The 21,351-nt window shown below is 73.9% G+C and carries 18 protein-coding genes and 1 pseudogene; 10 read left to right on the top strand and 9 right to left on the bottom strand.

The genetic code is table 11. The features are described from left to right. Positions 1–68 precede the first annotated feature (68 nt). Both ACIP4X_RS28115 and ACIP4X_RS28110 read right to left on the bottom strand, forming a co-directional pair. The gene (locus tag ACIP4X_RS28115; protein WP_391457584.1) at positions 69–830 is read right to left on the bottom strand and encodes an ABC transporter permease; all 762 of its coding nucleotides are present in this window, start codon (positions 828–830) and stop codon (positions 69–71) included. Continuing rightward, a complete protein-coding gene (locus ACIP4X_RS28110) occupies positions 817–1,698 on the bottom strand; it encodes an ABC transporter ATP-binding protein (protein ID WP_401351180.1) in 882 nt (293 codons plus the stop codon). The genes ACIP4X_RS28115 and ACIP4X_RS28110 overlap by 14 nt, the downstream gene beginning before the upstream one ends. Positions 1,699–1,744: 46 nt before the next feature. Between ACIP4X_RS28110 and ACIP4X_RS28105 the strand changes: the two genes are divergently transcribed. The 3 genes from ACIP4X_RS28105 to ACIP4X_RS28095 all read left to right on the top strand — a co-directional run bounded on the left by ACIP4X_RS28105 (position 1,745) and on the right by ACIP4X_RS28095 (position 3,910). Then, positions 1,745–2,398 (top strand): TetR/AcrR family transcriptional regulator, encoded by a 654-nt coding sequence (locus ACIP4X_RS28105; protein WP_401351178.1) that lies wholly within the window; start codon positions 1,745–1,747, stop codon positions 2,396–2,398. A gap of 31 nt (positions 2,399–2,429) precedes the next feature. Continuing rightward, positions 2,430–2,867, top strand: a complete 438-nt coding sequence (locus ACIP4X_RS28100) for a glutaredoxin domain-containing protein (protein WP_391457814.1) — start codon at positions 2,430–2,432, stop codon at positions 2,865–2,867. Positions 2,868–3,007: 140 nt separating this feature from the next. Beyond that, the gene (locus tag ACIP4X_RS28095) at positions 3,008–3,910 is read left to right on the top strand and encodes a universal stress protein (RefSeq protein WP_401351176.1); all 903 of its coding nucleotides are present in this window, start codon (positions 3,008–3,010) and stop codon (positions 3,908–3,910) included. 127 nt (positions 3,911–4,037) lie between these two features. On the opposite strand, the gene ACIP4X_RS28090 is transcribed toward ACIP4X_RS28095, so the two are convergent. After that, positions 4,038–4,694: a TetR family transcriptional regulator gene (locus tag ACIP4X_RS28090; protein ID WP_401351174.1), complete on the bottom strand. Its 657-nt coding sequence runs from the start codon at positions 4,692–4,694 to the stop codon at positions 4,038–4,040. Between the two features lie 129 nt (positions 4,695–4,823). On the opposite strand from ACIP4X_RS28090, the gene ACIP4X_RS28085 reads away from it, so the two are divergent. Then, on the top strand, positions 4,824–5,609 hold the full coding sequence (locus tag ACIP4X_RS28085; protein ID WP_358730229.1) for an SDR family oxidoreductase: 786 nt from the start codon (positions 4,824–4,826) through the stop codon (positions 5,607–5,609). Further along, complete coding sequence (locus ACIP4X_RS28080; protein ID WP_401351220.1) at positions 5,546–6,973, top strand: MFS transporter; 1,428 nt, start codon at positions 5,546–5,548, stop codon at positions 6,971–6,973. Before ACIP4X_RS28085 ends, ACIP4X_RS28080 begins: the two co-directional genes overlap by 64 nt. Positions 6,974–7,045: 72 nt before the next feature. Here ACIP4X_RS28080 and ACIP4X_RS28075 read toward each other — a convergent pair whose 3' ends face one another. The 5 genes from ACIP4X_RS28075 to ACIP4X_RS28055 all read right to left on the bottom strand — a co-directional run bounded on the left by ACIP4X_RS28075 (position 7,046) and on the right by ACIP4X_RS28055 (position 12,283). Continuing rightward, positions 7,046–7,495, bottom strand: coding sequence for a DUF523 domain-containing protein (locus ACIP4X_RS28075; protein WP_358730230.1), 450 nt, complete (start codon positions 7,493–7,495; stop codon positions 7,046–7,048). 34 nt (positions 7,496–7,529) lie between these two features. Continuing rightward, entirely contained in the window at positions 7,530–8,309 is a 780-nt protein-coding gene (locus ACIP4X_RS28070) for an SDR family NAD(P)-dependent oxidoreductase (protein ID WP_391457596.1), read from the bottom strand. Between the two features lie 167 nt (positions 8,310–8,476). Further along, on the bottom strand, positions 8,477–9,391 hold the full coding sequence (locus tag ACIP4X_RS28065; RefSeq protein WP_358730232.1) for a LysR family transcriptional regulator: 915 nt from the start codon (positions 9,389–9,391) through the stop codon (positions 8,477–8,479). A 759-nt stretch (positions 9,392–10,150) separates the two neighbouring features. Then, entirely contained in the window at positions 10,151–11,329 is a 1,179-nt protein-coding gene (locus ACIP4X_RS28060; RefSeq protein ID WP_401351171.1) for a GDSL-type esterase/lipase family protein, read from the bottom strand. Positions 11,330–11,440: 111 nt separating this feature from the next. Beyond that, the gene (locus tag ACIP4X_RS28055) at positions 11,441–12,283 is read right to left on the bottom strand and encodes a helix-turn-helix transcriptional regulator (protein WP_401351169.1); all 843 of its coding nucleotides are present in this window, start codon (positions 12,281–12,283) and stop codon (positions 11,441–11,443) included. 101 nt (positions 12,284–12,384) lie between these two features. Between ACIP4X_RS28055 and ACIP4X_RS28050 the strand changes: the two genes are divergently transcribed. Continuing rightward, positions 12,385–13,098, top strand: a complete 714-nt coding sequence (locus ACIP4X_RS28050) for an SDR family oxidoreductase (RefSeq protein WP_358730235.1) — start codon at positions 12,385–12,387, stop codon at positions 13,096–13,098. Between the two features lie 67 nt (positions 13,099–13,165). Here ACIP4X_RS28050 and ACIP4X_RS28045 read toward each other — a convergent pair whose 3' ends face one another. Then, positions 13,166–15,514 (bottom strand): SCO7613 C-terminal domain-containing membrane protein, encoded by a 2,349-nt coding sequence (locus ACIP4X_RS28045; protein WP_401351167.1) that lies wholly within the window; start codon positions 15,512–15,514, stop codon positions 13,166–13,168. A gap of 323 nt (positions 15,515–15,837) precedes the next feature. Here ACIP4X_RS28045 and ACIP4X_RS28040 point away from each other — a divergent pair. From ACIP4X_RS28040 to ACIP4X_RS28025, 4 genes and pseudogenes are all read left to right on the top strand, one after another. Continuing rightward, positions 15,838–17,670, top strand: a pseudogene (locus tag ACIP4X_RS28040) (amino acid adenylation domain-containing protein); the annotation flags it as partial. Between the two features lie 222 nt (positions 17,671–17,892). Then, the gene (locus ACIP4X_RS28035) at positions 17,893–19,896 is read left to right on the top strand and encodes a Pls/PosA family non-ribosomal peptide synthetase (RefSeq protein WP_401351218.1); all 2,004 of its coding nucleotides are present in this window, start codon (positions 17,893–17,895) and stop codon (positions 19,894–19,896) included. Beyond that, positions 19,893–20,585 (top strand): BPL-N domain-containing protein, encoded by a 693-nt coding sequence (locus tag ACIP4X_RS28030; RefSeq protein ID WP_401351165.1) that lies wholly within the window; start codon positions 19,893–19,895, stop codon positions 20,583–20,585. Before ACIP4X_RS28035 ends, ACIP4X_RS28030 begins: the two co-directional genes overlap by 4 nt. 86 nt (positions 20,586–20,671) lie before the next feature. After that, the gene (locus tag ACIP4X_RS28025; RefSeq protein ID WP_358730239.1) at positions 20,672–21,349 is read left to right on the top strand and encodes a response regulator transcription factor; all 678 of its coding nucleotides are present in this window, start codon (positions 20,672–20,674) and stop codon (positions 21,347–21,349) included. The last annotated feature ends 2 nt before the right edge of the window (positions 21,350–21,351 follow it).

The raw sequence follows: 21,351 nt of genomic DNA, 5'->3' as shown, positions 1-21,351 counted from the left end.
TCGCCCTGTCGGGGTGCAGTGCCCCGACAGGGCCGTTTGTCCGGGGCCGAACGTTGCCTGTCGGGGCGCTAGAGAGCCACCAGCCGTCCGCCGCGGCCCCGCAGTCGGACGGAGGCCAGGGTGCCGCAGAGCAGGGCCACGGCGGCGAGCGTGACGCAGGCCGTCGTCACGGTGTGCGCGTCGCCGTGGAGGGCGGCACGCAGGCCCCGGGCGGCCCAGTAGCCGGGGGAGGCCGGGGCCACGCGGGCGACCCAGGCCGGGAGGACGCCGAGCGGGACGAGCGCGCCGCCGACGCTGCTGAGGAGCATGCCGCCGATGTCGTAGGCGGCCGACAGCTCGCCCATGCTGCGGACCAGCACACCGACCAGCGCGCCGAGGCCGAGCAGGGTGCAGCTCCAGCTCAGCAGGACACCCAGCAGGAGCGCCGGATGCGGCACCCTCAGCCCGAAGACCCACACGCCGAAGCCGGTGATCAGGAGTTGCTGCGCGAGCAGCGCGGCGAGGACGGGGATCGCCTTGCCGACGAGCATCTCCACGGGGTGCAGGGGCGTACCGCGGAGCCGGTCCCAGGTGCGACCGAGCCGTTCGGTGAGGATCGCGCTGCCGGAGATGCTGAGCGCCAGCAGCGAGAAGGTGACCAGTGTGCCGACGACCGCCTGCTCGCTGCCGGCCGTCCGGCCCTGCGCGGCCACGTAGAGCGGACGCAGCAGGGTGATGAAGCCGAGCGGCAGGATCATCCGGCTCAGCAGCGGGCCGGGTTCACGCAGCATCAGCAGCGCGTTGTGGCGTATCAAAACGCCCAGGCGGGTGGCGGACTCACGCGGCGACATCACGGGGCTCCGTCCGCTCGTCGGTCGCCGCTGCTTCCAGCGAGTGGTAGAGGTCGTCCAGCCCGGGGCGCCGTATGTCGACGGAGACGGGCGTGCGGCCGGAGGCGAGCAGGGCCGCCAGGTCGGCGCCGGGGTCCGTGGTCGGCAGACGCAGCTCGGGTTCGGCCGGGTCGGCGAAGGTGAGCCGGAGTTCGCCCGGCAGATGGCGGGTCAGTTCGTCCTGGGTGCCGCGCGCGATGACACGCCCCGCCCGGCCGAGCGCCAACGTGGCATCCAGATCGACCAGTTCCGGCAGGTAGTGGGTGGTGTAGACGACGGCGGCACCGGCTTGGGCGCGGGCCTTGACGGCGGCCAGCAGGGCCGAGCGGGTCTCCGGGTCGGCCCCGGCGGTCGGCTCGTCCAGCAGCAGCAACGGGGGAGAGCCGACCATGGCGGTGGCCGCCTGGACGCGGCGGCGCTGACCGCCGGACAGGACACCCACGGGCCGGTCCGCGACCGCGGTCAGGCGGAGCTCCTCCAGGACCCCGGCGATCTCGGCGTCCCGCCCGCGTCCGCGCAGGCCCGCGAGTCCGGCCAGCAGCCGCAGGTTCTCCCGCACGGTCACGCTGCCGTACAGGGCCACCTCCTGCGGGGCCACGCCGAGAAGCCGCCGCGCGGCCCGGCCGGCCCGCAGCGCGTCGTACGAACCGATGCGGATCCGGCCCGCGTCGGGACGCACAAGACCGGTGACGATCTCGACGAACGTGGTCTTGCCGGCCCCGTTGTGCCCGATCAGGCCGACGATCTCGCCGGGCGCGACCGTCAGGTCGAAGCCGTCGAGCGCGCGACGCGGGCCGTAACGCTTCACCAATCCCTCTGCGCTGAGCATCCCGTCTCCGTGAGGTCTACACCGTATACGTCTACACTGTAGACCCATGAGCGGCAGGCGGGAAGAGATACTGGACGCGGCCCTGGCCATCGCCGACGAGCACGGCCTCGAAGCCGTCTCGATGCGCGCGCTGGCCGACCGTGTCGGCGTGACGCCGATGGCCCTGTACCGGCACGTCAAGGACAAGGCCGCGCTCCTGGACGCGCTGGTCGGGCGCCTGCTCGCAGCGCTCCTGCCGCCGAAAACCACCGAGGACCAGAGCTGGGACGAACGGCTCAACGCCCTCGCGCACGCCTGCCGGGCGGTGACCCGACGTCACCCCTGGGCCGCCGACCTGCTCTTCTCCCGGCCCGCCGTCACACCGGACGCGGTGCGCGCGGTGGACATCATCTACACCGCGCTCATCGAAGCCGGGGTTCCCGAGCCCGAAGTGCCCCGGCTGGAACGCCTGGTCAGCACCTTCGTGATCGGGTTCGCCGCCTCCGAGGCCTCGGGCCGCTTCGCTCCCGGCACCCTCGACCCGCGCAGCCGTCGCGGCCGGCTTCCGGACGGTGAACTCCCCGGCCACAACAGACTCGGGCCCTGGCTGGACCTTCCCGTCGACCTCACCGCCGAGTTCGAGGCCGACCTGAACGACATCAGGCGACTCATCGAGGCGGCGGCGCGGCGGCCGGGTCCCACGCAGGCGAGCGGCGGGTGAACGCGTATCGGTAGCCTGCGTCTTCATGTCCATGAAGCGCGTGTGGTTTCTGCCGGTCCTCTCCCTACTCTGCGGCTCGCTCCTCGCGACCAGGCTGTTCCTCCAGGGGAGCCTCGGCAGAGCCGTGGTCTATCTGCTGCTCTTCGTGCTGCTCGCGGGTGTCTGCTCGCCCCTGGTCTTCCCGCGGTCGATCGGCGCTGCGGAGGCACAGGACCGCAGCGCGGTCGACGGCCGGCCGATCGTCTTCTGGCGGCCGGGCTGCACGTACTGCCTGCGGCTGCGCATCCGGTTGGGCCATCGCGCCCGCCAGGCGTACTGGGTCGACATCTGGCGTGACCCGGCCGGCGCGGCGGTGGTGAGGGCGGCCAACGACGGCAACGAGACCGTGCCGACCGTCGTCGTGGCGGGCCGGCCGCACACCAACCCCGATCCCGCGTGGGTGCGCGAACAGCTCTCCGCTTCCGCCTGATCAGGGGCGCCCCCACACGTGCGGGTGCGGGTCCGCAGGGGCCGAATGGGCCTGGGGGAGCCCTTGCGGCCCATATCCACCCAGTGATCGCGGTAAGACACTGACAGCAACGAGCAGACCGAGCGCAGGAGGTGCGCGCCATGCTGTCGCCTGTCGTCGTCGGAGTGGACGGATCCGCGGAGAGCCTCGCCGCCGTCGAGTGGGCCGCCCGTGAGGCGTTGCGCCGTGACCGGCCGCTGCGCCTGGTGCACGCCCGGAACTGGACCCGTGGCCGGGCGGAGAGCGAACCCGCGCACACCGCCCAGCGGCATCAGGCACGCCGCACCCTGCGGCAGGCCGAGGAGCACCTCCGCGCCTCCGTACCCGATGTGGACCTCGCCGACGAGCAGGTCGAAGGCCCGGCGACCGCGGCCCTGCTGAAGGCCACCGAGCAGGCCGAACTGCTGGTGGTGGGCTCACGAGGCCTCAGCGGCTTCACCGGAGTCCTGGTCGGCTCCGTCGCCCAGGGGGTGGTCGCGACGGCCCCGCGCCCCGTGGTCCTCGTACGGGCGGGGGAGGAGGCCGAGGACGAGCACTACCCGGCCGGCGACGGCCGCCCGTCCACCGGCACCGGCTTCCGCGACGTGGTGCTCGGCATCGACCTCGCCGACGCCTGCGACGAGGTGATCGAGTTCGCGTTCGAGGCGGCCCGGCTGCGGCGCGCCCGGCTGCGTGTCGTGTACGCCTGGCAGCCGCCCTCCGCGATCAGTCTCGGCCCCGGGGACATCGGGCTGATCGACGATCCCGAGCAGGCCGAGGAGTGGCGGGGCTTCCTGTCCGCCGTGCTGAAGGCGTGGCGCGGGAAGTACCCCGACACCGAGGTCCTGGAGAGCGTCGTGGAGGGCAAGGCCTCCACCGTGCTGGTGCGGGCCGCCTCCGCGGCGAGCCTCCTCGTCGTCGGCCGCCGCCTGTCCGGCCGGCCGGCGGTCCCGCGTATCGGCCCCGTCACCCACGCCGCCGTCCACCACGTCCGCTGCCCGCTGGCTGTCGTGCCCCACGAGTAGGCGGATGCCCCCGCCAGGCCCGACCTCCGCCTGCCCGTTATCCCCGGCGAGAGCCCTCGCCGGTTCGCGCGCAGCTGACCCAGCCGCCCGTACACCGTGTTCGGGCTTGACGCTTCCCGGACCCCTATCAGCCTGCCGTCCGGCCGAATCGGCGCAGGCAGCGGACCGCGAGGTCGGCGGGGGAACCGGCTCCCTCGACTCCGGCCTCCGTGCCCGCCCATGTCTCCAGGGCGATCCGGATCGCGTCGGTGGCCGCGGCCGCGGTGACCCGTACCCCCAAATCGTCGAGACGCCCGCCCGAGAGCCGCGCGATCACCGGGACGAGCCGCTCCTCGGACTCCTGGTTCACTCGATACCAGACCGCCCGCAGGGCGGGGTCCTCGGCCGCGGCCCGCAGCAGCCCACGCGTGCGCAGCAGCGCCCGGGTCGCCTCCTCGTCCGGCGGGATCAGCGCCTGCTCGACCGCGGACTCCAGCGCCCGGGGCAGCGCCGTCCCCGGCTCCGTGGCCTCCAGGAGCGTCCGCCACCGGTCGGCGCCGTCCGCGAGCAGTGGGCTCACGGCGTCCTCCTTGGAGCGGAAGTACCGGTAGAAGGTCCGCAGTGCGATGCCCGCACGCCGCGCGATCTCCTGGGCCGTCGTGTCCTGCGGGCCGCGCGTGGCGAACAGCTCCATCGCCGCGTGCGCGATCTCGAGCTGCGTGGCGGCCTTGCGGCGCTCGGTCAAGGAAAGGGGCGCGTGGGTGCTCACCGCACAAGGATACGGCCCGCGCCCTGCTTTTGGCATGTGATGCCATAGTGGCAAAACGTGCCATGCAGGCGTAACGTGTAGCTCGATCGACGACGCCCAAGGCGAGAGAGAGCCGGCGTCACAGGGCCCCGGCCGGACACCCGCGGGGCCGGTTTGGAGAAGGACATGAACCGCTACGAAGGCCGTCGAGTGCTGATCACAGGTGGTGGCTCGGGCATCGGCCAGGCCACCGTGCTGCGCATCCTCGCGGAGGGCGGCACCGTAGTGGCCGCGGACGTCAGCGAGCGAGGTCTGAACGACACCGTCGAGAAGGCCGGCGCCCGCGCGGACCGCCTCACGACGCTCGTCGTCGACATATCCGACGAGGCCTCGGTGCGGGCCGGGATCGCCGCCGCCGTCACCGCGCTCGGCGGTCTGGACGTACTGGTCAACGCGGCCGGGATCCTGCGCTCCTCGCACACCCACGAGACGAGCCTGGAGGAGTTCACCCGCATCCTCCAGGTCAACCTCGTCGGCACCTTCCTCATGATCCGCGAGTCCGTCCCGGCGCTGCTGGAGGGCCGCGGCGCCGCGGTCGTCAACTTCAGTTCGACCTCCGCGATGTTCGCGCACCCCTACATGGCCGCGTACGCGGCGAGCAAGGGCGGTGTCCAGTCCATGACGCACGCGCTCGCCTCCGAGTACGCCGGGCAGGGCATCCGCTTCACCGCCGTGCAGCCCGGCTCCATCTCCTCCGGCATGACCGACGGCAGCGGTGCCAGCGGGCAGAGCATGGGTCCTGGCCTGCCCGAGGACGCCGACATGAGCCTGTTCGCGAAGCTCTCCCCGGCGCTCGGCCAGGGCTTCGCGGGCCCCGAGACGGTGGCGTCCGTGGTCGCGATGCTCGGCTGCGACGACGGTGCCTTCATCACCGGCACCGAGGTCCGCGTCGACGGCGGCACCCACTTCTGAGAACGCGGCGGGCGCAAGCGGTCCGGTCGGACGCGGACAAGCAGTGGGTCGTGACCGCGTACGCCCTGAGCTACGGCAGTCTGCTGCTGTTCAGCGGCCGGCTCGCCGACCTCGTCGGACGCAAGGAGACGTTCGTCGCCGGTCTGGCCGGTTTCGCGGCCGCCTCCGCGGTCGGCGGCGCCGCCAACAGCTTCGGCATGCTGGTGGCCTCCCGCGCCTGCCGGGGCGTCTTCGCCGCGCTGCTCGCGCCCACCACCTTGTCGCTGCTGGCGACCACGTTCACCGACCCCAAGGAGCGCGGCAGGGCATTCGGCGTCTTCAGCGCGGTCGCGGCCAGTGGCGGCGGCCTGGGCCTGCTCATCGGGGGCGCGCTGACCTCCGCCCTGAACTGGCGCTGGTGCATGTACATCAACCTGGTCTTCGCCGCCTTCTCGCTGATCGTCGGCTCCACGCTGCTGACCCGGCAGCCGCGCACGGGCGCCCCGATGGACGTCCCCGGCGTGATCGTGGTGTCCGGCGGCCATGCTCTGCCTTGTCTACGGCTTCTCCAACGCGGCGACGCACAGCTGGCACACCCCGTCGACCTGGGGCTTCCTCGTGGCCGGCGGGGTACTGGCGGTCCTGTTCTCCTTCTGGCAGCGCCGCGCCCAGCACCCGCTGCTGCCCCCGCGGATCGTGCTCGACCGCAACCGCGGCGGTTCCTACCTCGCCGCACTGGTCATCGGCGCGGGCTGCTCTTCCTCATCTACTACATGCAGACCGACCTCGGATACTCGGCGATCAGGTCGGGTGTCGCCCTGCTGCCGATGGTGGGCGTCACGGCCGCGGCGAGCACCGTGGGCAACATCCGGCTGATGCCGCGCTTCGGCCCGCGGCCACTGATCACCGCGGGCATGCTGATCAACGTCGGTGGCATGGCCCTGCTGACCCGGATCGGGCCGGACTCCCACTACGTTTCGACGCTCCTCGGGCCGATCATGGGCATCGGGCTCGGCATGGGCATGATCTTCGCCGCCGCTCTGCGCACCGGCACCTCCGGGGTGCTGCCGCAGGACGCGGGCATCGCCTCGGCCGCCATCAACACCGGCCAGCAGCTGGGCGGCGCCATCGGCACCGCGCTGCTCAACACGATCGCGGCGAGCGCCACCACCGACCACCTGACCCGCCACGCCCGGGGCAAACCGGGACCGGCGCTGCTCCACCTGGCGACGATCCACGGCTGCACCCGGGTGTTCTGGTGGTGCGCCGGCCTCTTCGCGCTCGGCGCCGTCGTCAGCGCCGCGTTGCTGCGCGGCGGCCCGCTGCCGCCCCCCGGCCCGTCCACCCCGAAGCCCTCCACCGAACCGGAGAAGGTTCCCACCTGACAGCCGTTGAGGAGGGCCGGACAGCCCGGCCCTCCTCAACGGATCGGTGAGAAGATCGGTCAGGAGACCTGCTCACACCCCGGGCGCGGACCGAACGGCGATACCGTTCCGCTCCAGCAGCGCCGTCGTGACTCCGTCGCCCGGCACCAACTCCCCGGTGAACGAACCGTCGTGGACCGCGCCGCGTCCGCACGAGGGACTACGCGGCATCAGCAGTGCCTCGGCACAGCCCGTGTTCCGCGCCGCCGTGAGGGCACGTCGTGCTCCGTTCACGAATTCCGCCGTCACGTCACGCCCGGTGTCGTCGACGACGCGTGCCGTCCCGTCGAGCACGTCATGACCGTCGCCGCCCACCAGTTCGGCGGGCCGCCGCGGGGTCGCGAGCCCGCCCGCGACCTCCGGGCAGAAGGAGACGACTTCGCGGCCGGCCACCGCCTCCTCGATCGCCGAGGACAGCTTGTGCCGCCCGTCGAACCGGCACGGAACACCGCGCAGACAGGCGCTGACCAGGATCGCTTCCATGCCGACAGGCTAGGGCCCGTTGCCCTGACCGCGATCAGCGTTCCTGGGCAGTGGGGCGGATCATGATCTCGTTGACCGCGGCATGCGCAGGCTGGGTGATCATGTAGCTGATGGCGCGCGCAATGTCCTCGGGGCGCAGCCAGGCGTCCTGCGGCAGGTCACCGGCGGCGAGGCGCCCGCTGCCGGTCGCCATCTCCGTCATGGTCATGCCGGGTTCGATCAGTCCCACCCGGACCCGCCTCCCGGTCACCTCCTGGCGCATGCCCTCGCTGAACGCGCCCACCGCGTGCTTCGTCGCCGAGTACACGACGTTGTTCCTGCGCACCACCCTGCCCGCGACCGAGCTGACGTTCACCAGATCGGCGACCCCGCGACTCCCCTCCGCCGCGCGCAGCAGGTGCGGCAACGCCGATCGTGACATCTGCAGGACAGCGTCGAGGTTGAGGCCGACCATCCGCTCCCAGTCCGCCGGGTCACTCTCCTCGATGGGGCCCATGGCCACGTAACCGGCGTTGTTCACCAGCACGTCCAACCGCGCTAGGCGGCCGACGGCCTCTTCGACGGCCCGCCGTGCCTGCGCCGGATCCCGCAGATCGGCCGTGAGCACGGCGCACGAGCCGCCCTGGTCGCGGATGCTCGCGGCCAGTTCCTCCAGCCGCTCGGTACGCCGGGCGACGACCGCCACGGCCGCGCCCTGCCGGGCCAGTTCCCGGGCCGTCGCCGCACCGATGCCGCTGGACGCGCCGGTCACCAGGGCCGCGCACCCCGACAAGGGGACCTCCGGCGGCGCTCCGGCGCCGGCGCCCGGCGACATGCCGCCCTGCTCCGCAGTCCCCCTGCGTCCGGCATCCGCATCCCTCACGCTCAGCACCGCCCTTCACGGATCGCATCCACCGAGGCCCGGCGAGGTGCTTCCTCCTCTCGCAGCTTGCACCAGGTGATCCGGGACCGCCTCTCGCCGATCGTCCGAAACGCCGCGCGCTAGCCGCGATCTCCGGCGCGCACCTCGGACCGTGCCGCCTCGCGCAGGTGATCGGCGAGCGCCGCGGTGGCCGCCGGCGCGGCGCTGTCCTTGACGCCCCAGGCGAGTAGAAGCTGACGGCGGGCCCAGGGGTCCTGCAGTTCGCAGACGGTGAGCGGCCGACCGGGGTCGACGGCGCGACGCGGTACGACCGCGAGCCCGACGCCCGCGGCGGCGAGGGCGACGACGACGCCGAGGTCGGCCACGGTGGTGCGGTAGCGCGCCACCGGAGCGCGCGACCCGAGGTGCTCCTCGATCCAGCGGCGCAGCGAGGAGCCGGCGTCGAGCCCGACGAGCGGGTGCTCGGCGACCTCGCTGTAGGTCAGTGAGGTCCGGCCGGCGATGATTCCTCCGGCCTGGCCGATCACCACGAGGGAGTCGTCGCCGAGAGGCTCCATGCGCAGGCCGCAGTCGCGGGCCTCGTCGTCGACGACGACCCCGAGGTCCGCCTCGCCGTCGGCGAGCATCCGCACCGTCTGCGGCGTGCGGCTCTCGCACACCGTGACGTCGACGTCCGGGTGGGCGCGCAGGAACGACACCAGGCCCTGCGGTACCAGCCGATGCATCGCGGATCCACCCGCGAGGAGGGTGAGCGGGGCGGTCGGGGACCGGGCGTAGCCGGCGACGGCGCTTTCGAGGCGCGCGGTCCGGTCCAGGACGTCGCGTGCGTGGCGTGCCAGCGTCGTGCCCGCCGGTGTGGGCCGCACGCCTCGTCGTCCGCGGATGAGCAGTGCCACGCCGGCGTGGTGTTCCAGCGAACGCACTCTGGCGCTGGCCGAAGGCAGGCTCAGGTGCATCCGTTCAGCGCCCGCCGTGATCGACCCCTCCGTCACGATATGGAGAAAGAGCCGCAGGTCGTCCAGGTCGTAGCGCATCGCCCCAGCCTAAAGCTCAACTTTAGGGCGAGCCTATGGGCCTGCCTGAGGCTGCCTGCGCCGATTACGCATTGTGGACCCACTGGTCGCCCGGGGATGCTCGTGATCGGTGGCTTCGCGTGCGGAGGACCCTTCGACGCTGTCGTAGGCAGCATGGTGCCGAACCCGCGCAGGGCACCGAGTGACGACCACCCCCGATCGATGGGAGCCGAGGCTGACCCGCATGAGCGAAGGCGACAAGGAAGCCGGGCCGTACACGGACACCGCGCGAGCGAGACTGCTGATGGCCTACGACGCCTGCGTGCTGGCGGATCTCGCGCGGGCCGCGGTCCCCGTCGGCGCGCACGAGCTGAACACCGACGGGACCACTCGTTCACCGGGTGCCGTACTGGCCGACGCCGCCCAGGTGCTCGCCGCCGCGCGGCGGTTCTTCGAAAGCGCCGCCGTGTACGAGCGCACGGGCGGCGCCGGCTGGCAGCTCATCGGTGACGTCCTGGGTGTGTCTCCGCAGGCCGCCCGGGCGCGCTTCGCCGCGGCCGGGACCGGCTTCCGGGAGGAACTGCTCCGGCCCGAGCGGACCGAGGCCGGCGCGGCGGGCTGCCTGCGCGCCCACATGGTCAGGGAGCCGCTGGAAACGGCCCTCGACCTCGACGACTGGGTCCTGCGCCACCAGGACGGCGACGGCGATCTCGGCCCCGCGCCGGTCTCCGGGGGCCTGGCCCGTTCCGAACCTCGCCACCCGGAGTCTCCGAGGCCGAATCAGCCGCCGGTCACGGGGGCGAAGGGGCCGCCGGTGCCGAACGCCAGCCGCGCGAAGTTGTCGGCGATGCGGCGGTGCGCCGCGGGGTCGGGGTGGACCTCGTCGGGCAGCGGGAGTTCGGCGTAGTCCGCCTCGCCGTACAGTTCACGGCCGTCGAGGTGGTGCAGGTTCGGGTCGTCGGCCGCCCGCCGCTCGACGATCCGGGCGAGTTCTTGGCGGATGACGCCGAGGGTCAACCGCCCGGCGGCGCGCTCGGCCGGATCGCCCGTGGCCCTGAACCGCAGGGTCCCGTCCGTGAAGTCGGGTGCGAGGGGTCCGGGGGTGTCCTCCTGGACCGGGCAGAGGATGGAGGACACGACCAGCAACGGCGTCGTCGGATGGCCCTCGCGGATGGTGTCGAGGAAGCCGTGCACGGCGGGCGTGAAGGCGCGCAGGCGCATCGCGTCCGTGTTGACGACGTTGATGCCGATCTTGACGCTGATCAGGTCCGCGGGGGTGTCCCGCATCGCGCGGGCGGTGAACGGGTCGAGCAGCGCGCTGCCGCCGAACCCCAGGTTGACCAGCTCCACTCCGCCGCGGGCCGCCGCCAGGGCAGGCCAGATGGCGGTCGGGTGGGCGGCGTTCGAGCCGTGGCTGATGGAGCTGCCGTGATGCAGCCACACCCTGCGTCCGCTGTCCGGCGCCGGCGCGACCGGGGCGTCGGTGCGCAGGGCGATCAGCTCGGTGATCTCCGTATGGGGAAGCCAGATCTCGACGTCCTTGTCCCGCGCGGGCAGATCGGTGAACCGGGCGGTGCCGGGAGGTCCTTCGAGCAGTTCCGCGGACTGGGTGGCCATGTCGACGGTGCGGACGTTGCCGCCGGTCACCGTGGCCTGGCCCGCGAGGCGGCCGTCGACCAGCAGGTCGTAGACGCCGTCCGCCGGGGCCGGGAAGCCGCGGTAGGCCCTCTTGGTGGGCAGGGTCTCCAGTTCGACGGTCGTCGCCCGGGTGCGGAAGGCCAGCCGTACGCCGGACGGCTGGGCCTCGGCCATGGCCAGCTGGTCGTCGGGGATCTGCCGGCGCGCGCCCGCGGGCAGCCGGTGCGGCAGCAGACCGCGCGCGGTGCGTTCCACGTCCAGGTGCCCGCGCAGGAGGTCCGCGGTGACGGGTGTGGTGATCCAGTCGTGCTCGGTGTTCATCGCCTCAGCCTGTCGATCAGGAGTCGCATGCGGCGTCGAGGGAGGTCCCGACCCGAACGCCATTATCCGAACGTCATTATGCATTTACCTACGCCCTATAGGCAAAAGTCGTCAGCGGTCGACGAGATCCTGGGTGCCGAGGACGGTGAGAAGGGCGAGGCGCTCGGCGTCCTCGGTGCCGGGTTCGGCCGTGTAGACCATGATTCGCAGGTCGCTGCCCGCCACGGTGAGGACGTCGCAGTCGAGCGTGACGGGTCCGACCCGCGGGTGGTCGATCGTCTTGCGCGACGCCTCGTGGCGGCCGGCGGCGCCCGCGTCCCACAGCTCGGCGAACCGCTCGCTGCCGCCGCGCAGTTCGGCGATCAGCTGGTGCAGCCGCCGGTCGGCCGGGTAGCGTTCGGCGGCCGTGCGCAGGTCGGCGACGAGCGCCGCCTCGTGGTCGTGCCGCGCCCGCGGTGCGCGCAGCGCCCCCGGCCCCGGGCCGAGGAAGTGGCGCCACACGCCGTTGCGCTCGTTGCCGCGCCGCCCGGACGGATCGCCCATCAGGGCCGCGTAGGGCGCGTTGGCCAGCAGCAGGGTCCAGGACGCGTCGAGCACCGCCACGGGCGTCCCCGTCAGCCGGTCCAGCAGCCGCTGGACGCTCGGGGTGATGTGCGCCGGCACCGTCTCGGGTCCCGGCGGCGCGAGTCCGGCCGGCCGGAACAGGTGCGCGCGCTCCTCCTCCGACAGCCGCAGCGCGCGGGCCATGGCCTCGACGACCTGGGACGAGGGGTTGGTGGCACGGCCCTGTTCGAGCCGGGTGACGTAGTCGACGGAGATCCCGGCCAGCAGGGCCAGCTCCTCACGGCGCAGTCCGGCCGCGCGCCGCCGCTCCCCGGTCGGCAGCCCCGCCGCCTCGGGTGGGACCCGGTCGCGCCAGCGGCGCACCGCCTTGCCGAACTCCGCCGTCGCCATGCGGCCAGTGTGCCCCGCCGGCCGCGTGCCTTCCTGGTACCAGCGGTCCCAGGAAGACGGGACGCCTGGCTGCGCGGGCGGGCGGGGCGGATCGTGGAGGCATGACGACAACACTGATCACCGGAGCGAACAAGGGTCTCGGGTACGAGACCGCCCGCCGTCTGATCGCCGCGGGCCACACCGTCTACGTCGGCAGCAGGGACGAGGCCCGGGGCCGCGACGCCGCCGAGCGGCTGGGCGACGGGGCGCGGGCCGTCCAGCTCGATGTCACCGACGACGCGTCCGTGACGGCCGCGGTGCGGACGATCGAGGCCGACGGCGGTCTCGACGTACTGGTCAACAACGCCGGCGTCGAGGCGCGCGAGCCGGACAACGGGGTGGCGGGCGCGGCGGACGTCACCGCCGATCAGATGCGGGAGGTCTTCGAGACCAACGTCTTCGGCACGGTACGTGTCACCCACGCGTTCCTGCCGCTGCTGCGGCGGTCCGCGTCGCCGGTCGTGGTCAACGTCAGCAGCGGCCTGGCCTCGCTCACGCACGTGGCCGACCGGGATCACCCGGCCGCCGCCTACCCGGGGGTGGCGTACCCGGCGTCGAAGACCGCCGTCAACATGATCACCGTGCAGTACGCGAAGGCGTTCCCGGACATGCGGATCAACGCGGTGGAGCCCGGCTTCACCAAGACGGACCTGAACGGGAACACCGGGACCCAGACCGTCGAGGAGGGCGCCGAGATCATCGTCCGCATGGCGGGGCTGGGCCCGGACGGACCCAGCGGCGGGTACTTCGATGTGACGGGGCCGCTGCCCTGGTAGGCGGCCGCCGGGGGCGAAGCCGGCCGACGCGCGCTGAGCCCGCCCCGCTCCCGGGCCCGGCCGTCCCTCAGCGCATCCGGCCGAGCACGTCCCGCATCCGCCGGGCGTCCCGGATCCGCTGCTCGTACGTCGCGCCCAGCACGAGCAGCAGCAGCCCGGCGAACGCGGGAGGCAGCCAGCGGGGGAGTGCTGCCGTCAACTGCACCAGGTAGGGGGCGAGTTCGTGCAGCGCGACCAGCGCGAGCACGCTCCCGCCGAGAACGAGCGGTGCCTGGAGACGGTGGCGGGCGCCCACGAGGGTGACGACGAGGGCGGCCGTGCCGAGGAGCAGGGGGCGCGGCCAGTCCGCGTCGGCCCACGCCGCGAGCAGGCTCGGCACGAGCGTCGCCGAGAGCCCAGGGGCGTACGCCGTCCACGACGAGGCCCCGGGGTCCCGGCGCCGCCGCACGAAGCCGACGACCAGCGCCGGCACGGTCACCGGCAGCGTGTACGCCTCCGGTGCGCCCACGGCCCACGACCCGAGCCGCACCCAGGCGGCCAGCACGAACAACGCGGCGGCCGCGTACCCCACCCGACGGCGGTCGGCGCGCACGGCGGTGCCCGCGGCGATCACCCCGCACAGGGCCAGTACCAGGGCCAGCACCGGGGCGTCGGTGACGGCCAGCCCGATGGCCAGGAGCCCCGCACCTGCGCCGGTGGCCTCGACCGGAACCGCGCACCGCGGGACCCGCGCCCCGAGCAGGGCCGCTGCGGCAGGCACGACCAGGAGCAACAGTGCCGTGTGCGCGGCGGACCAGCCCGCGGCGGCACCCACCGCACAGGCCAGACCCGCCGCACCGGCCAGGGACGCGCTCGCGCAGACGGCGGTCAGCCGCGGGTGCGCGGCGGCCACCGTGAAGATCGCCGTCAGCGCGGCGAGCACGGCCAGGGTCGCGTCCTGGGAGGCGAGCGAGAGGAACGAGAGACCGGCCGCGGTGAGCAGGGAAAGGAGTACGGCAGTGCGGGACGTCGGTGTCCGGCGCGCGTACACCGCCGCCGCCAGCGCCGCCACGACCGTCAGCCCCTGCGCGAACAGCCCGGCCGTGTAGGGAAGTCGCAGGGCGGCCGGGAGGACGAGCACGGTCGCCCAGGCCAGGACCACGGCACCGGCGGCGGCCTGGTCACGCCGGGCGGTGGTGGCGCGGGCCGCCACGGCCAGCACCCCCGCGACGACCGCGAGCACCAGCGGCGCGGCCGCCGCGTCCGCGGGCCACGGCACCCGGACCGTCACCGCGGCACGCAGATCCGACGGCGCCCCGGACCACACCCGCCCCGTCCATCCGAGCGGACCCAGCAGCGCCACGAGGACCACGGGAAGCGCCCACACCACCGCAAGGGCCTGGACGGCGGCCGACGCCCACGCGGCACCGCGCCGCACGGGGTCCGGAAGCGGAACGCGCACGGCCGCCCGCAGCCCGGCCCCGAAGAGCAGATAGCAGGGCACCGCCCACACCCCGGGCAGCACCGCACGAGGGATGCCGCCGAGCGCCGCGACCAGGAGCAGCCCGCCGGTCACCGCGGCACCGCTGGCAAGGCCCTGCCGCGGGGCACGCCACGCGGCGTACAGCGCGATCGCCGCCGCCAGGGCGAGGAGCGACGCGGCACGGACGGCGGCGCTCGGACCGGTCGCCTCCGAGGAGAGCACGCCCGCCGCCACCACGCCCCAGCCGCCCGTCCCGTACGCGCCGACGGCGGCGGCGACACGCAGGCGCCCCACGGACGTCCGGAGCGCGACGGCCGTGTCGCAGGCGGCCGTCACCAGCAGCGCGGCCGTGATCGCGTCCGGGCCCGCGCCGGCCGCCACCGCCCACAGCAGCAGCGGGAACTGGGCGGCGGCCAGCGCGGCGGGGAAGGGGAGGCGCAGCGAACCGAGCCCCCTGCCGTACCCCCACCACACCCCGGCCAGACACACCGCCGCGACGGCCGCGTACCCCGTGGCGTCAGTGGCGGTCAGCGCGACCTCGTGCAGCGCGTACGCGTCGAGCACCGTCAGCGCCAGACCGAGGCCCGCCAGCGCCTCCGCCGTCGAGCGCAGCCCGCGCCTCAGCAGGAGTACGGGAGCGCCGAGCGCCGCCGCGGTCACCGTCGCGAGCACCAGGGACCGCCCGGCGATGCCCAGGTGACCCCAGCTGACCAGGGTGAACGCGATCGCGGCGACGGTCAGCAGAACGCCGCCGAGGACGAGGAGCACGTTCTGCACACGGGGCGCGCTGGTCTCGGGCCGCCGCGAGGCGGGCGGCGCGGGCGGGAAGGCCGGCTGGAGGAGACCTATCAGGTAGGCGCGGCGGAACAGCAACTGGGCCCGGCGGGCGTCGAGTTGCCGCAACTCCGCGTCGAGGATCCGCAGCTCCTCGGCCGGTGGCGGTAGGTGGGTCATGCCGAGGAGTCTGATGCGCGCCCCCGCGCGAAGCATGAGCGCGCGTACTCAGGTCCCGTACTCAGGTTTCGTACTCAGACGGTCCGGGGGAGGGGGCGCCCGGAGCCGGGCCGGACGTCGTCCGACGGGCCGGGGCCGTGATCCTCGCGACCGCGTTGACGGGCCCGGCGGGCGGCCCGCGGGGCCGACCCGGGCGGCTTCTCAGTCTCCTCTCAGCGGGCGTCGCCGAGGCTGGAGGTGTCCCGGGGACGACCGGGTCCTTTTCGCACCGAGGAAGCGAGTCCCACCCCGCATCTCCTCCCCGCATCGAAGAGGAGGCGTCCATGGTTTACCGCACCGCGGCCCCGCCCGTCTCTCCTCGCCGGGGCCGCACGGCCCCGGGAACCGGGGACACCGGTGACCGGCTGCACCGCTTCTTCGACGACGCCTGCGACCGCACCCCGTCGGCCCCGGCCCTCGTATGCGGATCGCGGCGGGTGACCTACGCCGAGCTCGACGCGCGGGCCGCCCGAGTGGCCCGGCACCTGCTGCGCGCCGGCATCGGTCCCGGCAGCCGGGCCGCCCTGCTGCTGCCCCGGACCGTCGACATGTACGCGTGCCTGCTGGGCGTGTGCAAGGCGGGCGCGGCGTTCGTGCCGATCGACCCGGCCGCGCCGCCCGACCGCGTCGCGTTCATCCTGGGCGACGCGGGCGCGGCCGCGGTGCTGACCACGTCGGCGCTCGCGTCCGGCACCGCCTGGACGCGGCGGTGCCGGACGACCTGCCAGGTGATCGAGATCGACACGTGTGCCGCGGACCTCGCCGCCCAGCCGCCCGAACGGCCCGCAGTCCCGGCCGGGGAAGCGGACGATCCGCTGGCGTACGTGATGTACACGTCGGGATCCAGCGGCAGGCCGAAGGGCGTGGAGATCGCGCAGTCGAGCATCTGCAACTTCCTGCGCGTCGTGGCACCGATCTACGGCATCCGGCCGGACGACCGCGTGTACCAGGGCATGACCCTCTCGTTCGACTTCTCGATCGAGGAGATCTGGCCCACCTGGGCGGCCGGCGCCACGCTCGTCGCCGGACCGGGCGGCCCAGGACAACTGGGCGACGATCTCGCCGACTTCCTCCAGGAGCACCGGGTCACCGCCCTGTACTGCGTCCCGACGCTGCTCGCGACGATCCCACGCGACCTCCCGCGGCTCCGCACGCTCGTCGTCGGCGGTGAGGTGTGCCCCGCCCCGCTCGTCGACCGGTGGAGCAGGCCGGGACGGCGCGTCCTCAACACCTACGGGCCGACCGAGGCCACCGTCACCGCCACCTGGCAGGAAGTCCGGCCGGGACACCCGGTGACCATCGGCCGCCCGCTGCCGACCTGCTCGGCCGTCCTCCTCGACGAGCGGCTGCGACCCGTGCCGCACGGCGCCGTCGGCGAGATCTGTCTGGGCGGCCCCGGCCTCGCACGCGGCTACGCGGGACGTCCCGACCTGACCGCCGAGCGTTTCGTCCCGCACCCCCTGGCCCCCGGCTCGGGCCGCCTGTACCGCACCGGAGACCTCGGCAGGATGACCGACGACGGGGAGATCGAGTACCTCGGCCGGGCCGACTCCGAGGTGAAGATCCGCGGCTACCGGGTGTCCCTGGAGGAGATCGACAACGTACTGCTGGAGGACCCCGGCGTGGCGCAGGCCGCCACCACCCCCGTGGCCCCGCGCGACGGACACGACGGCGACCGCGTCCTCGCCGCCTACGTCGTGCGCGCCGGGAACGGCACGGACCCCGACGACGAGCTCACCGCCCGCCTGAACCGGCGCCTGCGCAGGTCGCTGCCCGCCTACATGGTCCCCGCCACGCTGGACTTCCTCGACCGGCTGCCCGTCATGCCCAGCGGAAAGACGGACCGCACGAGCCTGCCCGCGCCCACCGGCCGCCGGCTCGCCGGCACCGGCCGTGTCACGCCGGTCCGCGACCCGCTCGAGGCCAGGGTGCGGGACGCCTGGGCACGGACACTCGGCATGGACCCCGGCGAACTCTCCGCGGACGCCGACTTCTTCACCGACCTCGGCGGCCACTCGCTGCTCGCCGCCCGAGCGGTGTCCCTGCTGCGCGACCCCGAAGCCGGGCCGGGACCCACCCTGCGCGACCTGTACGAGAACCCGACCGTGCGCGGCTTCGCGGCACGACTGCGCGCCACCGCCGACGCCTCCCCCGCGCCACGACGGCCCCGCCCCGCCCCCCTGCGGCACGGCCGCGCCCGCATCGCGCGCGCCGGCCTCGTCCAGGCCGCGGCCCTCTACGCACTGCTCCTCCTGCTCACCGGCCCGGTGGCCGGGTCCCTCGTGCTGAGCCACGGACAGGTGACGGGCGGCGAAGCCCTGGGGCCCGCCCTCGCGGTGATGGCCGGCTGGTTCGCCGTACGCTGGCTCGTTCCCGTCCTCCTCGCACGGCCCCTGGCGGTGGGCGTCCGGCCAGGCCGGTACCCCCTCTGGGGAGCGGCGTACCTGCGGCTGTGGCTGCTCGACATACTGCTGCACGGCATCAGCCCCCTGCGGATGCTCAGCGGATCCCCCCTCATGGGCCCCTACCTGCGGCTCCTCGGCGCCCGCGTCGGCCCCCGCACCACCATCGCCACCAGCTTCGTCGGCCTGCCCACACTGCTGCGCGTCGACCAGGACGCCACGATCGGCTACGGCGCCACGCTGCGTCCCTGGCAGGTCGCCGACGGCTGGGTCACCATCGCCCCGATCACCGTCGGCGAGGGTGCGTACGTCGGAGCCAACGCGGTCCTCGAACCAGGGGCCCGCATCGGCCCCGGGGCCGCGCTCGGCGAGCAGTCCGCGGCGGGCCCGGACGAAGCCGTTCCGGCCGGAGCGCGCCGCGCCGGATCGCCCCCGCGCCCGGTCGACGCACTCGCCCCGCACGTCGAGACGATGCTGCGCGAGCGGACCGGGGCGGACCCCTGGCGGCCCCGCCACCTGGCCGCCGTCGTGCTCGGCCTGGTCCTGCTGGAGTCCGTCGTGGTCGCCGCGGCCCTGCCGAGCGCCGCCCTGCTCTGGTGGGCCTGGTCGCGCGGCGGCACCCCCGCCGCTCTCGCGGCGACCGCGCTGTCCGGCCCGGTCTTCGTGGCCACGGTGTGCCTGCTCGTCGCCGCCGGGAAGCGGGCCGTCCTGACGAGGACACCACCCGGAATCCATCCGGCGCACTCGGCGCTCGGCGTGCGCAAGTGGATCTCCGACAAGCTGCTGGAGCAGAGCCTCACCCTCACCAACTCCCTCTACGCCACGCTCTACACCGTGCCGTGGCTGCGGCTGCTCGGCGCCCGCGTCGGCCGGCGCGCCGAGATCTCCACCGCGGCGCACCTCGATCCCGACCTGCTCACCCTCGGCGACGGCAGCTTCGTCGCCGACATGGCCGGCATCGGCGCCGCCGCCTTCGCGGCCGGGCGCATGGCCTGCCGGCCCACCGACATCGGCGAACGCGCCTTCGTGGGCAACGCGGCGCTCGTTCCCGCCGGGACGCGGCTCGGCCCGGGCTCGCTCGTCGGCGTGGGCACCGTGCCGCCCCCGCGGCGCGTGCCCGCCGGCAGCACCTGGCTGGGCTCACCGGCCCTCCGGCTGCCCGTGCGCCAGGACAGCGGGTCCTACCCGGAGGAGAAGACGTTCCGGCCCACCCGAGGGGCCGTGCTCGGCCGGCTGGCCATCGAGTTCTTCCGCGTCACCCTGCCCATGTCGGTGCTCGCGACCTCGGCCTACCTGTACCTGCTCGCCCTGTCGGAGACCGCCCGCCGCACCCGGTCGTGGGTGACCCCGGTCGTGTCGCCGCTGTTCACCGCGGGCGCGGTGCTGGTCGTCATCGGGTGCTGTGTGGTGGCCAAGTGGGTCGTCGCGGGACGGTACCGGCCGCGCGTGGAGCCCCTGTGGAGCCTGTTCGTGCGCCGCACGGAGTTCGTCACCGGCCTCTTCGAGGCGGCGGCGGTGCCCGCGGGCGTGGGCGCCCTGGTGGGGACGCCCTTCCTGCCGCCGGTACTGCGCCTGCTCGGTGCCCGCATCGGACGGCGCACCTGGATCGGCACCACCTACCTCACCGAGTTCGACCTCGTCGAGGTGGGCGACGACGCCTCGATCGGCATGCACGTCTCCCTGCAGACCCACCTGTTCGAGGACCGGGTGATGAAGATGTCCACGGTGACCGTCGGCCCCGCCGCGAGCGTCGGCACGCGGACCGTCGTGCTCTACGACACGCAGGTGGGCGCCGGTGTCCGGCTCGGGGCGCTGTCCCTGGTGATGAAGGGCGAGCGTCTGACACCGGGAACGAGCTGGCACGGGCTCCCCGCCGAAGGGGACGGCACGGCACCGATCGCCGACCAGGCCGACGACGTACCCGCGACGGAGCGGCCATGACCCACCCGGGGCACTCCGGGCCCGCCGCCGGGCGTCGTCCCCTCGCCCTCGTCTACCGCGGCCCGGCCTCGCTGCCCGGCTGTCCCGAGGCGGTCGCCGGACTGCTCTCCTCCGGGCCGTGGAACCTGGACGTCCGCTACACCGGCCCGGGCGAGGCGCTTCCGCTGTCGGCCGAGATTCTCACCGAGGCCGCGCTGTACGCCCAGCCCGGCGGCGGCACGCTCACCTCCGCCTACCGGAGACTGCGGCGGCGGCGCCGCGAGATCCGCGACTTCGTCCGCGACGGCGGGCGCTACCTCGGATTCTGCCTCGGCGGCTACCTCGCCGGGGCCACCCCGGGCTTCGGCCTGCTCCCCGGCGACACCGACCGGTACATCTCCTCCCCGGGAGCCACCGTCCACGACGAGAGCGACACCCTGGTCACGGTGAACTGGCGAGGCCGCCCCCGCACCGTCTTCTTCCAGGACGGCCCCTTCTTCGTCCTCGACGAGCACGCCGACGCCACCGTCCTCGCCACCTACGACAACGGCACCCCCGCCGCCCTCGTGACCCGCTTCGGCCGCGGGCTGGTGGCGGTCACCGGTCCCCACCCGGAGGCCACGACCGACTGGTACACCGACCACGGCCTGCCGGTGCACGACACCCTGGACCTGGCCATGGACCTGGTGGAATCCGTGATGGCGGAATGACCCCACCCCGTACCGCAGACATCCCCCGGCCCCCTCGCGGAAAACGGCGGCCCATGCCCGGAGCTATCGTTGTTCCTGAGGCTGCCATGCGGACGCTGATCATCGAGGACGAGCAGGCACTCGCCGAGGCCATCGCCGACGGACTTGCCACCGAGGGCTTCGTCTCGGACCTGGCACACGACGGCCCCGACGGACTCTGGCGGGCGCTCAACGAAGCGTACGACGTCATCGTGCTCGACATCATGCTGCCCGGCCTGTCCGGATACGAGGTCCTCAAACGCCTGCGGGCGGCCCGGGCCTGGACCCCGGTGCTGGTGCTCACCGCGAAGGACGGGGAGTACGACGAGGCCGACGCCCTCGACCTCGGCGCCGACGACTATCTGAGCAAGCCCTTCTCCTACGTCGTCCTCGTCGCCCGCCTCAGGGCCCTGCTGCGGCGAGGAGCACCCGCCCGCCCCGCCGTCCTCACCGCCGGCGACCTCACGCTCGATCCCGCGCGCCGCCGCTGCCGCCGGGGACACCGTGACATCGACCTGACCGCACGGGAGTTCACCCTCCTGGAATACCTGCTCAGGCACCCCGACGAGGTGATCAGCAAGGCCGACATCCTCACCCACGTGTGGGACGAGCACTTCGACGGCGACACCAACATCGTCGAGGTGTACGTCGGCTACCTCCGCCGCAAGATCGACGCCCCCTTCGGACGCCGGACCATCGAGACCGTCCGCGGCGCCGGCTACCGGCTGCGCGGCGGTACGGGGTGACC

Source organism: Streptomyces sp. NPDC088817, assembly GCF_044750345.1.
Lineage (GTDB): Bacteria > Actinomycetota > Actinomycetes > Streptomycetales > Streptomycetaceae > Streptomyces.
The sequence above is the reverse complement of the archived record's forward strand: the minus strand, read 5'-3'. Positions and strand labels throughout refer to the sequence as shown.

Excerpts from the sequence above, each read along its gene's own strand:
- ACIP4X_RS28060 (WP_401351171.1), bottom strand. The coding sequence starts at position 11,329 with ATGAACACCGAGCACGACTGGATCACCACACCCGTCACCGCGGACCTC.
- ACIP4X_RS28045 (WP_401351167.1), bottom strand. The coding sequence starts at position 15,514 with ATGACCCACCTACCGCCACCGGCCGAGGAGCTGCGGATCCTCGACGCG.
- ACIP4X_RS28050 (WP_358730235.1), top strand. The coding sequence starts at position 12,385 with ATGACGACAACACTGATCACCGGAGCGAACAAGGGTCTCGGGTACGAG.
- ACIP4X_RS28105 (WP_401351178.1), top strand. The coding sequence starts at position 1,745 with ATGAGCGGCAGGCGGGAAGAGATACTGGACGCGGCCCTGGCCATCGCC.
- ACIP4X_RS28025 (WP_358730239.1), top strand. The coding sequence starts at position 20,672 with ATGCGGACGCTGATCATCGAGGACGAGCAGGCACTCGCCGAGGCCATC.
- ACIP4X_RS28070 (WP_391457596.1), bottom strand. The coding sequence starts at position 8,309 with ATGTCGCCGGGCGCCGGCGCCGGAGCGCCGCCGGAGGTCCCCTTGTCG.
- ACIP4X_RS28115 (WP_391457584.1), bottom strand. The coding sequence starts at position 830 with ATGTCGCCGCGTGAGTCCGCCACCCGCCTGGGCGTTTTGATACGCCAC.
- ACIP4X_RS28035 (WP_401351218.1), top strand. The coding sequence starts at position 17,893 with ATGGCCGGCTGGTTCGCCGTACGCTGGCTCGTTCCCGTCCTCCTCGCA.
- ACIP4X_RS28085 (WP_358730229.1), top strand. The coding sequence starts at position 4,824 with ATGAACCGCTACGAAGGCCGTCGAGTGCTGATCACAGGTGGTGGCTCG.
- ACIP4X_RS28100 (WP_391457814.1), top strand. The coding sequence starts at position 2,430 with ATGAAGCGCGTGTGGTTTCTGCCGGTCCTCTCCCTACTCTGCGGCTCG.
- ACIP4X_RS28095 (WP_401351176.1), top strand. The coding sequence starts at position 3,008 with ATGCTGTCGCCTGTCGTCGTCGGAGTGGACGGATCCGCGGAGAGCCTC.
- ACIP4X_RS28055 (WP_401351169.1), bottom strand. The coding sequence starts at position 12,283 with ATGGCGACGGCGGAGTTCGGCAAGGCGGTGCGCCGCTGGCGCGACCGG.
- ACIP4X_RS28065 (WP_358730232.1), bottom strand. The coding sequence starts at position 9,391 with ATGCGCTACGACCTGGACGACCTGCGGCTCTTTCTCCATATCGTGACG.
- ACIP4X_RS28030 (WP_401351165.1), top strand. The coding sequence starts at position 19,893 with ATGACCCACCCGGGGCACTCCGGGCCCGCCGCCGGGCGTCGTCCCCTC.
- ACIP4X_RS28075 (WP_358730230.1), bottom strand. The coding sequence starts at position 7,495 with ATGGAAGCGATCCTGGTCAGCGCCTGTCTGCGCGGTGTTCCGTGCCGG.
- ACIP4X_RS28090 (WP_401351174.1), bottom strand. The coding sequence starts at position 4,694 with ATGCCAAAAGCAGGGCGCGGGCCGTATCCTTGTGCGGTGAGCACCCAC.
- ACIP4X_RS28110 (WP_401351180.1), bottom strand. The coding sequence starts at position 1,698 with ATGCTCAGCGCAGAGGGATTGGTGAAGCGTTACGGCCCGCGTCGCGCG.